Origin of the sequence: Streptomyces sp. NPDC002265, from assembly GCF_040296125.1 — a bacterium.
Classification (GTDB): Bacteria; Actinomycetota; Actinomycetes; order Streptomycetales; family Streptomycetaceae; genus Streptomyces.
Genome location: NZ_JBEOWS010000298.1, coordinates 1 through 12,449 on the forward strand (window position 1 = coordinate 1; position 12,449 = coordinate 12,449).

Below are 12,449 nucleotides of genomic sequence, written 5' to 3' on the forward strand. Positions count from 1 at the left end.
CCGTCGGCCAGGGCTACGCCTCCGGCCTGGTGGGCATCGCCCAGGACTTCGGTGTGAACGTCTGATCCGCACCGCCCGCGCGAAGCCCCCGTCCGACCGGCCGGGGGCTTCGGCGTTCTCCGGTGCAAAGCCCCCCGGGACCTGCCCGGTCAGGGCCTGTCCGGCGGATCACGCCGCAGACGCGGGGTCCGGCACACACACCTGCGGCGTTGTCGTCACTCGCCGACGTCCCCCAGCCTTCGGCCGGGAGGTGCCCCCACCGCGTCGACTCCCTCCTCCGCCTTGCAGCCGCACGCACCAGACCCCGCTCACCTCGGCTGACACGGCACCGCAACTCTCCTGCGACTTGATCCGCCGGACAGGCCATACCCTGCGGCCATGCGTCTCGATCCGCTCGCTCTCACCCCCGACCGCGACATCCCGGCTCCCCTGCTCACCGAACTGACCGCGCTCTACGCGTCCGCCCGGACCTTCCACGCGCTCAGCGGCGAGTTCCCCGACCCGGACGACATCCGTCCGGAACAGGTGGCGGCGGCGCTCGCGGACGAACTGGCCCAGCCGGGTGCGGAGGTGTTCCTCGCCCGCAGCGAGGGACGGCTCGTCGGGGTCGTCGTGACCCTGACCCGTCATCCCGACCCGGCCGACCCGGACCCGTGGATCGGGCTGCTGATGGTGGACGCGCGGGAGCGGCGGAAGGGACACGGGCGCGAGCTGGCGACGGCCGTCGAGGAACGGTTCCGGGCCGCCGGGCGCGGCGCCGTGCGCCTCGCCGTCCTCGACGCCAACCCCGAGGGCCTCGCCTTCTGGACCGCCCTCGGCTACGAGGTCCTCGACCACCGCCGCGACCGCCAACTCGGCCGCCCCTGCACCGTGCTGCGCAAGCCGCTGCGGGGATAGGCCCGTTCCGGAACGGATCCGGGCCCGGGGCCGGTCAGCGACGGGGCGGCTTGCCGTCTCCGTACAGCCAGTCCCGCCAGATCGCGCCGAAGTCCTTGTCCGGCGCCTGGCGTTCCACGTACGCCGTGAACTGGGCCGTGTCCGCGTTGCCGTGGCGGTGGGCGGCCGCCCAGCCCTGGACGATGTCGTAGAACGCGTCGTCGCCGACGGTCTGCCGGATCTTCTGGAGGACCATCGCGCCACGCCAGTACACGGGCGGGTCGGAGATGTGCGCCGCGCCCGACGGCTTCGCGGGCGGGAACGCCCAGACCGCCGCGTCCGCCTCCGCGGTGCCGAAGTAGTCGCCGTCGTAGAGCGAGTCGAAGGTCTCCTGGGCGCTGTCGCCGCCCTGGTCCTCCTGCCACAGCCACTCCGCGTAGGTCGCGAAGCCCTCGCTCAGCCACATGTCCCGCCAGGTCCTCGGCGTGACGGAGTTGCCGTACCACTGGTGGACGAGTTCGTGGACGAGGGTGCCGGTGTCGAGGACACCGGGGAAGACCGGCCGGTTCTGGGTCTCCAGGGCGTAGCCGACCTCGTCCTGACGGTCGACGATCACCCCGGTGGAGGAGAACGGGTACGGGCCGAAGTTGGTCTCGGCCCACTCCATCACCTCCGGGAGCTTCGCCAGCACGGCGCGGCTCTCCTTCGCCCGGGCCGGGTCCACGGCGACGTACGCGGGCAGCGCCCCGCCGACGGTGGAGCGGGCGACCTGGTAGCGGCCGATCGCGACCGTGGCGACGTAACTGGCCATGGGTTCGGCGGTGTGCCAGGAGAAGGTGGTCCGGCCGCCCGCGGTGGTCTCGCCGGACTGCTCCCCGTCGGAGACCGCGGTCAGGCCCTTCGGCACGGTGACGGCGATGTCGTACGTCGCCTTGTCGGAAGGGTGGTGGTTGCCGGGGAACCAGGTCATGGACCCCGTGGGCTCGCCGAGCGCGAGCGCCCCGTCGGCGGTGGGCAGCCACCCCTCCTTCGAGCCGTCCTGGTCGGTGAGGGTGAGCGGGGTGCCCTCGTAGCGGACCGTGACCTGGAACGTCTCGCCGTCGCGGAGGACGTCCCGCGGGCGGACGGTCAGCTCCTGCCCCGCCCGGTCCCAGCGTGCCTTCTCGCCCTCGACGGTGACCGTCCGGACGTCCAGACCCTTGAGGTCCAGATCGAAGGCGGAGAGGTCCTGGGTGGCGCGGGCGGTGATGCCGGCGGTGCCGGTGAGGTGGCGGCTGCCGGGGTCGTAGGCGAGCCGCAGGTCGTAGTGGGTGACGTCGTAACCGCCGTTGCCCGCCTTCGGGAAGTACGGATCGCGCAGCCCCGGGCCGCCCGGCGTGCCCTGGCCGCCACCGCCGTCGCACGCGGCGAGGACGAGCGCGAGCACGAGCGCGGGCACGACAGGCGCGGATCGGGACATGTCAGCGATCCTATGAGGGCGTGACACCATCATTCACGTGCTCGACATCGGCTACGCCCTCTCCAACCGCTTCCCGGACCCGCCCCAGACGGACTACCGCCGCGCGGACGTCCATGCGCTGCGGCACGACCTGTTCTGCGGCGACGTCTATCTGGCGGACACCGAGAAGGACCACGAGTTGTCCACAGCCTGGGGATGGGTGCCGGTGCTCGACTTCGCGTGGGCGCTGTGCGACATCGTGGAGCGCATCGACCAGGACCCGGCGGGCTCCCGCGCCTCCCGCCCGCAGCACGCGGAACTGGACTTCACCGAGTCCACCGACCGCATGCTCTTCGAGCGCCGCTTCGGCTGGGTGGACATCGAGTCCGACTGGATGCCGGCCGAGGAACCCCCGCTCACCTTCTCCCACAGCGAACTGCGCCGCGAGGCACGGGACTTCCTGCACGACCTGATCGCCGACCTGGTCGACCTGCACGACGACCTGGGCGAGAACCCGGCGATCTGGACCCTCCAGGCCCGCTTCCCCCGGGTGGGCTGAGCCCGCACCGGCCGGCGGCCCGGCAAAGGCCCGCCGCCGCCCCGGCTCCAGGCCTCCGGCCCCCCGGCCCTCGACCCCAGATCTCGGCCCTCGGCCCAGTTCTCGGCCCGCCTCTCAGTCCTCCACGCGGATTCCCAGCTCCGCCGCCAGCACCGGTGCCAGATCCAGCAGTTGCCCCGTACTGATCACCGCTCCGCGCAGCCGGTCCACCCCGCGCGCGATCTCCAGCGAGGCGACCCCGCGCAGATCCACGTCAGTCAGGGTCGCCGCGCCGAAGTCCACGCCCTTCAGCACGCAGTCCACGAACTCCACCCGTTCCAGCCGGGCACCCCCGAAGTCCGGCTCGACCAGGACGCAGCCCTCGAAGACGACGTCCTTCAGCCGCGCCGTGCGCAGGTTGAGGTAGTCGATCTTCCCGCCCCGGACCACCACCCGCTCCAGCACCGACCCGTGCAGCTGCACCCCGCCCAGCCGTGCGTCCACCAGCTCGACGTCCCGCAGCGTCGACTCGGCGAGGTCGGTGCCGACCCCCCGTATGCCGGTCAGGACCGAGTCCAGGATCCGGGCATGGTGCAGTCGCGTCTCGTCCAGCGCGCAGCCGTTCAGCGCGCAGTCCATGAACCGCGCGCCCGCGCCGTCCTGCCCTGCGAAGTCCTCCGGCCCGAACTCCAGCCCGTCGTAGTCCCCGTCGGGTTCCAGACCGCCCCCGGCGTACGGCTCCAGCGGCGGCAGCCGCACCTCCGGCCGCCGCGCGCCCGCGCGCCGGGAGCCGCCCGCCGTACCGGACCCGCTCCGCCCCGCGGTCCTGCCCGCCCCGCCCGCACCTGTCCTCGCCATGCCCCCATCCTGCACCGCGCCACTGACATCCCGCCCGGACCGCCTCACCGTCGCCCTTGACCTCAAGTGCGATCGAGGTCGAAGAGTGGACCCCGGGCCCGGCCCCGGTCGCGCCCCCCTCCCCTCCCTCCTCCCTCGGCCCCGACGGGAAGTCCCCATGCACGCCATCCGGCTCCACGCCTTCGGCCCCGCCGAGAACCTCGTCCTGGAACAGGTCGAGGACCCCCGGCCCGCCCCCGGCCAACTGCGCATCGCCGTCGCCGCGGCGGGCGTCCACTTCCTCGACACCGCCCTGCGCGAGGGATTCCGGGGCCCGCTGCCCGAGCCGCCCGCCCTGCCCACCGTCCCCGGCCGCGAGGTGGCCGGCACGGTCGAGTCCCTCGGCGAGGGCGTCGCGGACCACTGGCTCGGCCGGCGCGTGGTCGCGCACCTCGGCTTCGCCCCCGGGGGCTACGCCGAACTGGCCGTCACCGATGCCGACCGCGTCCACGAGATCCCCGAGAACCTCGACTTCGCCCAGGCCGTCGCCATGATCGGCACCGGCCGTACGGCGCTGGGGATCGTGCAGTTCGCCGAGCTCGGCCCCGGCTCGGTCGTCCTGGTCCCGGCGGCCGCGGGCGGCATCGGCACCCTGCTGGTGCAGTACGCCGGGAACGCCGGCGCCACCGTCGTCGGCCTCGCGGGCGGCCCGCACAAGGTGGCCCGGGTGCGGGCGAACGGCGCCGACCTGGCCGTCGACTACACGGACCCCGCCTGGCCCGGCAAGGTCCGCGCACACCTCGGCGGGCGCCCGGTCACCGTGGTCCTCGACGGTGTCGGCGGCGAGGTCGCCCGCGAGGCCGTCGCGCTGCTCGGCCCCGGTGGCCGGCACCTCGTCTTCGGCTGGTCGGCGCAGCTCCTGGGAGGCGGCGGCGCCCACCTCGTCGAGGGCGTCTCCGAACAGGTCCTCGGCCCGGCCATGACCCGGCGGACCGGCGGACCCCACCCGCTGCGCACCCTCGAACTGCGGGCCCTCGCCGAGGCCGCCGCCGGCCGTCTCACCCCCGCCGTACAGCGTTTCCCGCTCGCCGAGGCGGCCGCCGCGCACCGCGCCCTGGAGACCCGGAACACGATCGGAAAGGTGGTCCTGGAGCCATGACCGAGTACGGCGCACACCGAGATGCGGCCCCTGCCGATCCATGGTCTTCTGACCGGGTGAGTGACCCCCGTACGGGTGAGACCACCACCTCCCTCGACACCGACCCGCACCGCTGGTGGGGGCTGGTGGTGATCGCCCTCGCGCAGCTCATGGTCGTCCTGGACGCGACCATCGTGAACATCGCGCTCCCCTCCGCACAGCGCGCACTCGGCATGTCCGACGGCAACCGCCAGTGGGTCATCACCGCGTACACCCTCGCCTTCGGCGGTCTGCTCCTGCTCGGCGGCCGAGTCGCCGACATCGTGGGCCGCAAGCGCACGTTCGTCATCGGGCTGGTCGGCTTCGCCGCCGCCTCCGCGTTCGGCGGCGCGGCCACCGGCTCCGGGATGCTCTTCGGCGCCCGCGCCCTCCAGGGCGCCTTCGCCGCCCTCCTGGCCCCCTCCGCGCTCAGCCTCCTCACCACGACCTTCACCGACCCCAGGGAGCGCGGCAAGGCCTTCGGCATCTACGGCGCCCTGGCCGGCAGCGGCTCGGCGATCGGCTTCATCGTCGGCGGGCTGCTCACCGAGTACCTGAACTGGCGCTGGTGCCTCTACGTCAACGTGCCCATCGCGATCGTCGCCGTCCTCGGCGCCGTCGTCCTGCTGCGCGACAGCCCCGGCCACGCCGGTGCCCGCCTGGACGTGCCCGGGGTGCTGCTGGGCTGCGGCGGCCTCGTCTCGGTCGTGTACGGGTTCAGCGAGGCGAACCCGCGCGGCTGGACCGACCCGCTGGTGCTGGCGCTGTTCGCGGTGGGCCTGGTACTCCTCGCGGCCTTCGTGTGGTGGCAGACCCGGGCCCCCGTACCGCTGCTGCCCCTGCACGTCGTCAGGGACCGCAACCGGGCCGGCTGCTTCCTGACCATGGCCCTCGCCGTCATCGGCATGTTCGGCCTGTTCCTGTTCATGACCTACTACCTCCAGGTCATCCTCGGCTACTCACCGGTGAGGACGGGCCTGGCCTTCCTGCCGCTGACCGCCGCGATCATCGTCGGCTCCACCCAGATATCCGCCCGGCTGCTGCCGCGCGTGGCCCCGCGGATGCTGATGGTCCCCGGGATGGTGCTGGCCGCGAGCGGCATGCTCGTCCTCACCCGGATGACGGTGGACTCCTCCTACCCCACCGAGATCCTGCCCGCGCTGGTCCTCATGGGCCTCGGCATGGGCCTGACCTTCATGCCGGTGTTCTCCACCGCCACCGCGGGCGTCGCCCCCCGGGACGCCGGCGTCACCTCCGCCACCGTCAACACCTCGCAGCAGGTCGGCGGCTCCATCGGCACGGCCCTGCTCAACACGATCGCCACCACCAGCGGCGCCGCGTACATCACGGCGCATCTGCGCAACCCCGCCCAGAAGGACCTGATCGTGCGCGAGGGCATCGTCCACGGCTACACCGTCGCCATCTGGTGGGCCGCCGGGATCATGCTGCTGGCCGGCCTGGTCGCGGGCCTGATGGTGACGGCGAAACCGCCCGCGCGCGAGGTACCGGCGCCGGCGCCGGTACCGGAGTCGGCGGCCTGACCGGCCCGCGCGGCTCAGCGCCGCCCGCCTGCCTCAGCGCCGCCCGCCCCGGCACCGCCCCGAACAACCCTCGGTGCAGCCCGTCCCGGCGTCTCCCGCCCGCCTCAGTGCCGCCCCGCCACCCGGTCCGCCGCCCGGGCCAGCCGGGAGGACCGTGCGCCGTGCGTCTCCCGCTCGCGCCGGTCCGCCGCCCGGTAGGTGGCGTACATCCCCTGCACGCCCAGCCACCGCAGCGGCTCCGGCTCCCACCGGCGGACCTTGTGTCCCACCCAGGGCAGCCCGGTCAGCTCCGTGCGCCCGCCCTGGCCGGAGTCCTGCTGCACGAGATCGCTCAGCGTGCGGGCCGCGAGGTTGGCGGTGGCGACGCCCGAACCGACGTAACCGCCCGCCCAGCCGAGCCCCGAGGACCGGTCCAGGGTGACCGTCGCGCACCAGTCCCGGGGCACGCCCAGCACACCCGACCAGGCATGTTCGATCCCCACCCCGGCCAGCGAGGGGAAGAAGTCCACGAGGATCGCGCGCAGCGCCTCGACCGTCGCCGCCTGGGTCCGTCCGTCGTTGTCGGTCCTCGACCCGAAGCGGTACGGGACGCCCCGCCCGCCCAGCGCGATCCGGCCGTCGGCGGTGCGCTGCGCGTACATGTACGCGTGCGCCATGTCGCCCAGCGTCTCCCGCCCGTCCCAGCCGACCGACTCCCACTGCGCGGCCGTCAGCGGCTCGGTCGCGATCATCGAGGAGTTCATCGGCAGCCAGGTCCGCCGCTGCCCCTTCAGCGAGGCGGTGAACCCCTCCGTGCAGCGCAGCACATAGGGCGCGCGGACGGTCCCGTACGGGGTGACCGCGTGCTTCGGCCGGATCTCCGTCACCGGCGTCGACTCGTACAGGGTCACGCCCAGCGCCTCCACGGCCGCCGCCAGCCCCTTGACCAGCTTCACCGGGTGCACCCGCGCCCCGTGCGGCGTCCACGTCGAACCGACCGCGTCCGCGACCCGGATCCGCTCGGCCGTCTCCCGGGCGCCGTACAGCTCCCGGTCCTTCTCCCCGAACGCCAGTTCTCCCGCGTGGAACGCCTTCAGCCGCGCCAGCTGGGCCGGCGTGCGCGCGACCTCCAGCACCCCGCCCCGGTGGACGTCCGCCTCGATGCCCTCGTCCGCCACGACCCGGACGACCTCGTCGACGGTGTCGTTCATGGCCCGCTGCAACCGTGCGGCCGCCTCGTGCCCGTGCAGCTTCGCGTACCGGTCGCGGCCCGCGATGCCGTTGTACAGCCAGCCCCCGTTGCGGCCCGAGGCGCCGTAGCCGCAGAACTTCTGTTCCAGGACGGTGATCCGCAGGAACGGAGCGGCCTTCTTCAGGTAGTACGCGGTCCACAGGCCCGTGTACCCGCCCCCGACGATCACGACGTCCGCGGAGGCGTCCCCGGCCAGCGGCTCCCGCCGCGCCGGAAGACCGTCGTCCGCGTACCAGAACGAGATGCCGCCGTTGACGACGCTGCCGCCCGAGTTGTTCATGTCCGGGACGTTAACCCCTGCACTCGGCCACTGTCTCCTTCGGATTCCGTGCTTTTCCGCGCCCTCGGGTGAGCGGAAAACAGGCCAGCCCGATCAGCGCCGAGACGAAATGTCCGACGTCGGTGAAGGTGCGGCCGATCACCAGCGGGACCCCGTACCAGGCGAGCACGAAGGCGAGATAGGGGTACCGCCAGGGCGCGGCGATCCGGTAGGTGAGCACCGCGACCACCCCCGCCAGCGCGTAGCTCACACCTACGTCGAGGGTGTTGACCGCCGAGGGCGGCGCCATCCCGTCCCGGATCGCCCGCAGCAGCACGCCCTCGCTGATCAGCGTCGCCAGCACGTGCGCGGCCCCGCACACCGCCAGCCAGCGCGGCGTGCCCAGCCAGCGCTCGGCCTGCGCGTGGAAGACGGAGTACAGCACGACGTACGGCCACCAGAACCCGCCGGCGATCCACATGGCGCTGGCGATCAGCACCCGCACCGGGTTGTCCGACAGTTCGTGGAGGTTCGTCGACCGCTGCCGCAGGAACTGTTCCTCGAACTCCGGCGACATGTGGTGCAGGGCGACCGTGGTGACGAACAGGATCGCCAGCCACACGTACGTACCGGGCGCGCTGCGGACGTACGCCCGCACCCGGCGCAGAATCTCGCCTCCGCTGATTCGCATGAGCCGATTCACACACGTCGGTACCGTCCGGGGCGTGATCGACATTCCGAACAGATCGGCGACCCCTTCACACGGCCGGGGCCTGTCCTAGGCTCGCAAACATGATCCGTACCGCCGTGCCCGCCGACATCCCCGTCCTCCACAGCCTGATCCGTGAACTCGCCGAGTACGAGAAGGCCCCGCAGGAGGCCCGGGCCACCCCGGAGCAGCTCCACGAGGCGCTGTTCGGCGAGCACCCCGCCGCCTTCGCCCACATCGCCGAGGACGACGCCGGCGGCGGGCCGGTCGGCTTCGCCCTGTGGTTCCTGAACTTCTCCACCTGGCGCGGCGTCCACGGCATCTACCTGGAGGACCTGTACGTCCGCCCCATGGCCCGCGGCAGGGGCCACGGCAAGGCCCTGCTGACGGAGCTCGCCCGCATCTGCGCGGAGCGCGGCTACCAGCGCCTGGAGTGGTCGGTCCTGAACTGGAACCGGTCCGCGATCGACTTCTACGACTCGCTCGGCGCCCTTCCCCAGGACGGGTGGACGACGTACCGGCTGACGGACGAGGCGCTGACCAAGCTGGGGACCCAGGAATAGCCCCGGGACAGCCCGACCCAGGGTCCCCCGGACAGACAAAAGCCCAGGCCGCCACCACTGCGGCCCGGGCTCTTCCGGAGCCCCCTGTCGGATTCGAACCGACGACCTTCGCTTTACAAGAGCGGTGCTCTGGCCAGCTGAGCTAAGGAGGCGTGCGCGTACGCCGGACGCACGTGCCCGTGCAGTGTACCCACGTCGCGAGGGCTCTCCGTCGAAAATTTCCGCGAAGTTCACAGTCGTCCGGGTACTGACAGATCGGGTGACCTGGAGGTAGCGTCCTGAAGCGGTTCACTCGTGTGGACTACACCAACCACCTTCCTACAACGGATCGTCCGGCACGTTCCTGCCGGTAGAAGGGGGCCCATTCACCATGGCCACTGTCTCGTTCGACAAGGCGACCCGGATCTACCCGGGTTCCGAGAAGCCCGCCGTAGACGCACTCGAGATCGAGATCGAGGACGGCGAGTTCCTCGTTCTGGTCGGTCCGTCCGGCTGCGGCAAGTCCACCTCGCTCCGGATGCTCGCGGGGCTCGAGGACGTGAACGCCGGCGCCATCCGCATCGGTGACCGTGACGTCACCCACCTGCCGCCCAAGGACCGGGACATCGCGATGGTGTTCCAGAACTACGCGCTGTACCCGCACATGACGGTCGCCGACAACATGGGCTTCGCGCTCAAGATCGCCGGCGTCAACAAGGCGGAGATCCGGCAGAAGGTCGAGGAGGCCGCGAAGATCCTCGACCTGACCGAGTACCTGGACCGCAAGCCGAAGGCGCTCTCCGGCGGTCAGCGCCAGCGTGTCGCCATGGGCCGCGCCATCGTGCGCGAGCCGCAGGTCTTCCTCATGGACGAGCCGCTGTCCAACCTGGACGCCAAGCTCCGTGTGTCGACCCGTACGCAGATCGCCTCGCTCCAGCGCCGTCTGGGCATCACGACCGTCTACGTCACCCACGACCAGGTCGAGGCCATGACGATGGGCGACCGCGTGGCGGTCCTCAAGGACGGTCTGCTCCAGCAGGTCGACTCCCCGCGCAACATGTACGACAAGCCCGCCAACCTCTTCGTGGCCGGCTTCATCGGCTCCCCGGCGATGAACCTGGTCGAGGTCCCGATCACCGACGGCGGGGTCAAGTTCGGCAACAGCGTGGTGCCGGTCAACCGCGAGGCACTGAAGGCCGCCGCCGACCGCGGTGACCGCACGGTCACCGTCGGCGTGCGTCCCGAGCACTTCGACGTGGTCGAGCACAACGGCGCCGCCGCCGCCTCGCTGTCGAAGGACGCCGAGGACGCCCCGGCCGGTCTCGCGGTCTCCGTGAACGTCGTCGAGGAGCTCGGCGCCGACGGCTACGTCTACGGCGCGGCCGAGGTCGGCGGCGAGGTCAAGGACCTGGTGGTCCGCGTCGGCGGCCGTCAGGTGCCGGACAAGGGCGCGCAGCTTCACGTCGTGCCGCGGCCGGGCGAGATCCACGTGTTCTCGACCTCCACGGGCGAGCGCCTCACCGACTGACCGCATGCCGCCCGGGACGAAGACTCCCGGATGATTCACCCCCGCTGACGAATCGGGCCCCGCACTGTGCTGCGGGGCCCTTTTCGTGGTCGCCGAATACCCCGGCAAAACACCCTTTTCGAGTGATGTACGTCAACGCCCTACCCAAAAAGAGGCGTCTTCTCATCCCCCGAACCGGTGACTAAATGTCGCCAAATCATTACCGGGCGCTACCCTCACACGCGTGAAGCACTCCACCTCCCAACAGACGCGACGCGGCCACCGGGGCCCCGCCCACCGGATCGGCCGCACCCTCGCCCTCGTCCTGCCCGTCGTCCTGGTGCTCTCCGGGACCCTCGCGGTCACCCGGGTCAACTGGTCGGGCAACCCCTCGAACTCGGTGCTCACCGCGTCCGACGTCTCCACCGCGAACGGCGCCTCGCGCTCCGTGGTCCGCGCACCGCAGGACCTGCTGCGCGACCGGCTGCTGACGCAGTTGCAGGACAAGGACCCGGGCGTCGTCCTCACCCACCTCCAGCAGGCCGTCAACGGCCACCCGTCGCTCGCCGAGCACTGCGCCTCCATCGCCCGTGCCCTGGGCCGTGCCGCGGTGCGCATCTACGGCGCCCCGCGGGCCCAGTCGTACGCACGCCCCGTCTGCGACACCTCCTTCGCGTCGGGGGTGGCGGCCGGTCACAGCTGAACCCCGACCCCGCGGCCGGCGCCCCGCACGGCGGCCGGCCGGGAACGGCCGGCCAGGATCGGATCTCCGGTCCGGGCCACCGGCGGGGCGCCGCGTACAGTTCGGGCATGACCGATCCGCACGCCGCGTCCCGCCCCACGCAAGCCGTCATCCTGGCCGGTGGCCAGGGTTCCCGGCTGCGCCCCTACACCGACGACCGGCCCAAGCCGATGGTGGAGATCCCCGGCACGGGGACGCCGATCATCGGCCATCAGCTCGTCTGGCTCGCCGAGGAGGGCGTGACGGACGTGGTGGTCAGCTGCGGCCACCTCGCCGACGTCCTCCAGAAGTGGCTGGACTCGGCCGACCTGCCGGTGAACGTCACGACGGTCGTCGAGACCGAGCCGCTCGGCCGCGGTGGCGGTCTGAAGTACGCGGCCGCCCGTCTCCCGCACCCCGACCGGTCCTGGTACGCGACGAACGGCGACATCTGGACCCGTTTCTCGCTGCGTGACATGGCGGACTTCCACACCGAGCGCGACGCAGTGGCGACCCTCGCCCTGGCCCGCCCGCGCATCCCCTGGGGCGCGGTGAAGACCGACGGCTTCGGGCACATCACGGACTTCATCGAGGCCCCGCCGACGACTAACGAGATCAACGCGGGCGTCTACGTCTTCTCCCCCGAGTTCGCCGATCTGCTCCCCGCGCGGGGCGACCACGAGCGCACCACGTTCCCGCATCTGGCGCGGGAACGCCGCCTCGCGGGCTTCCCGATCCCGCAGGGCGCCTACTGGCGGGCGATCGACACGGCGAAGGACCTGACCGAGGCCGCACGGGAACTGGCCGCTCTGGGCCGCTGAGAGGCCGGGACCCTCCCGGCCCGCGGACGCCTCGCCGCCCCTGCGGGGCCGCACCGCGTCCGTGGGGCCGCACAGCGCCCGTACGGGGCCGCAAAGGCCCGCACGACGGCCGTACAGCGCCCGTACGACGCCCGCACGACGCCCGCAGGGCGGTCGCGCAGCGCCCGTACCGCCCATTCAGCGCCCACACGGCGCCCGTACGACACCCGCAACCGATGCCCGTGCGGCGGCGCGGCAGTACGACGACGGGGC

The 12,449-nt window shown here is 72.3% G+C and carries 12 protein-coding genes, 1 tRNA gene and 1 pseudogene; 9 read left to right on the plus strand and 5 right to left on the minus strand.

Annotated features, from left to right (window positions below; all coding sequences use genetic code 11):
* Together ABT085_RS35620 and ABT085_RS35625 are read left to right on the plus strand one after the other, a co-directional pair.
* Positions 1-65, plus strand: a pseudogene (locus tag ABT085_RS35620) (chemical-damaging agent resistance protein C); the annotation flags it as partial.
* A gap of 313 nt (positions 66-378) precedes the next feature.
* The gene (locus ABT085_RS35625) at positions 379-897 is read left to right on the plus strand and encodes a GNAT family N-acetyltransferase (protein ID WP_351617654.1); all 519 of its coding nucleotides are present in this window, start codon (positions 379-381) and stop codon (positions 895-897) included.
* Between the two features lie 34 nt (positions 898-931).
* Here ABT085_RS35625 and ABT085_RS35630 read toward each other — a convergent pair whose 3' ends face one another.
* Positions 932-2,335, minus strand: coding sequence for a M1 family metallopeptidase (locus tag ABT085_RS35630; protein WP_351617657.1), 1,404 nt, complete (start codon positions 2,333-2,335; stop codon positions 932-934).
* A gap of 37 nt (positions 2,336-2,372) precedes the next feature.
* Here ABT085_RS35630 and ABT085_RS35635 point away from each other — a divergent pair, with 37 nt between their 5' ends.
* On the plus strand, positions 2,373-2,873 hold the full coding sequence (locus ABT085_RS35635; protein WP_162470037.1) for a hypothetical protein: 501 nt from the start codon (positions 2,373-2,375) through the stop codon (positions 2,871-2,873).
* A 114-nt stretch (positions 2,874-2,987) separates the two neighbouring features.
* On the opposite strand, the gene ABT085_RS35640 is transcribed toward ABT085_RS35635, so the two are convergent.
* Positions 2,988-3,710 (minus strand): pentapeptide repeat-containing protein, encoded by a 723-nt coding sequence (locus ABT085_RS35640; RefSeq protein ID WP_351617661.1) that lies wholly within the window; start codon positions 3,708-3,710, stop codon positions 2,988-2,990.
* A gap of 157 nt (positions 3,711-3,867) precedes the next feature.
* Between ABT085_RS35640 and ABT085_RS35645 the strand changes: the two genes are divergently transcribed.
* Together ABT085_RS35645 and ABT085_RS35650 are read left to right on the plus strand one after the other, a co-directional pair.
* Complete coding sequence (locus ABT085_RS35645) at positions 3,868-4,848, plus strand: zinc-binding dehydrogenase (RefSeq protein ID WP_351617663.1); 981 nt, start codon at positions 3,868-3,870, stop codon at positions 4,846-4,848.
* A 56-nt stretch (positions 4,849-4,904) separates the two neighbouring features.
* On the plus strand, positions 4,905-6,407 hold the full coding sequence (locus ABT085_RS35650) for an MFS transporter (protein WP_351617666.1): 1,503 nt from the start codon (positions 4,905-4,907) through the stop codon (positions 6,405-6,407).
* Between the two features lie 104 nt (positions 6,408-6,511).
* Here ABT085_RS35650 and ABT085_RS35655 read toward each other — a convergent pair whose 3' ends face one another.
* Complete coding sequence (locus ABT085_RS35655; protein WP_351617667.1) at positions 6,512-7,918, minus strand: NAD(P)/FAD-dependent oxidoreductase; 1,407 nt, start codon at positions 7,916-7,918, stop codon at positions 6,512-6,514.
* 10 nt (positions 7,919-7,928) lie between these two features.
* A complete protein-coding gene (locus ABT085_RS35660) occupies positions 7,929-8,588 on the minus strand; it encodes a rhomboid-like protein (protein ID WP_351617670.1) in 660 nt (219 codons plus the stop codon).
* A 101-nt stretch (positions 8,589-8,689) separates the two neighbouring features.
* On the opposite strand from ABT085_RS35660, the gene ABT085_RS35665 reads away from it, so the two are divergent.
* Positions 8,690-9,169 carry a GNAT family N-acetyltransferase gene (locus tag ABT085_RS35665; RefSeq protein ID WP_351617673.1) on the plus strand — a complete coding sequence of 160 codons (480 nt, stop codon included), beginning with the start codon at positions 8,690-8,692 and terminating at the stop codon, positions 9,167-9,169.
* Between the two features lie 78 nt (positions 9,170-9,247).
* Here ABT085_RS35665 and ABT085_RS35670 read toward each other — a convergent pair.
* Positions 9,248-9,321: transfer RNA gene (locus tag ABT085_RS35670), tRNA-Thr, on the minus strand.
* 218 nt (positions 9,322-9,539) lie between these two features.
* On the opposite strand from ABT085_RS35670, the gene ABT085_RS35675 reads away from it, so the two are divergent.
* The 3 genes from ABT085_RS35675 to ABT085_RS35685 all read left to right on the plus strand — a co-directional run bounded on the left by ABT085_RS35675 (position 9,540) and on the right by ABT085_RS35685 (position 12,197).
* Complete coding sequence (locus ABT085_RS35675; RefSeq protein ID WP_351617675.1) at positions 9,540-10,676, plus strand: ABC transporter ATP-binding protein; 1,137 nt, start codon at positions 9,540-9,542, stop codon at positions 10,674-10,676.
* Positions 10,677-10,899: 223 nt separating this feature from the next.
* Positions 10,900-11,358, plus strand: coding sequence for a hypothetical protein (locus ABT085_RS35680; RefSeq protein WP_351617677.1), 459 nt, complete (start codon positions 10,900-10,902; stop codon positions 11,356-11,358).
* A gap of 107 nt (positions 11,359-11,465) precedes the next feature.
* Positions 11,466-12,197 (plus strand): nucleotidyltransferase family protein, encoded by a 732-nt coding sequence (locus ABT085_RS35685; RefSeq protein ID WP_152893137.1) that lies wholly within the window; start codon positions 11,466-11,468, stop codon positions 12,195-12,197.
* Positions 12,198-12,449 lie beyond the last annotated feature (252 nt).

Bases quoted from the DNA above. Each gene is read 5' to 3' on its own strand.
- ABT085_RS35625 (WP_351617654.1), top strand. From the start codon at position 379: ATGCGTCTCGATCCGCTCGCTCTCACCCCCGACCGCGACATCCCGGCT.
- ABT085_RS35630 (WP_351617657.1), bottom strand. From the start codon at position 2,335: ATGTCCCGATCCGCGCCTGTCGTGCCCGCGCTCGTGCTCGCGCTCGTC.
- ABT085_RS35640 (WP_351617661.1), bottom strand. From the start codon at position 3,710: ATGGCGAGGACAGGTGCGGGCGGGGCGGGCAGGACCGCGGGGCGGAGC.
- ABT085_RS35645 (WP_351617663.1), top strand. From the start codon at position 3,868: ATGCACGCCATCCGGCTCCACGCCTTCGGCCCCGCCGAGAACCTCGTC.
- ABT085_RS35655 (WP_351617667.1), bottom strand. From the start codon at position 7,918: ATGAACAACTCGGGCGGCAGCGTCGTCAACGGCGGCATCTCGTTCTGG.
- ABT085_RS35660 (WP_351617670.1), bottom strand. From the start codon at position 8,588: ATGCGAATCAGCGGAGGCGAGATTCTGCGCCGGGTGCGGGCGTACGTC.
- ABT085_RS35665 (WP_351617673.1), top strand. From the start codon at position 8,690: ATGATCCGTACCGCCGTGCCCGCCGACATCCCCGTCCTCCACAGCCTG.
- ABT085_RS35675 (WP_351617675.1), top strand. From the start codon at position 9,540: ATGGCCACTGTCTCGTTCGACAAGGCGACCCGGATCTACCCGGGTTCC.
- ABT085_RS35685 (WP_152893137.1), top strand. From the start codon at position 11,466: ATGACCGATCCGCACGCCGCGTCCCGCCCCACGCAAGCCGTCATCCTG.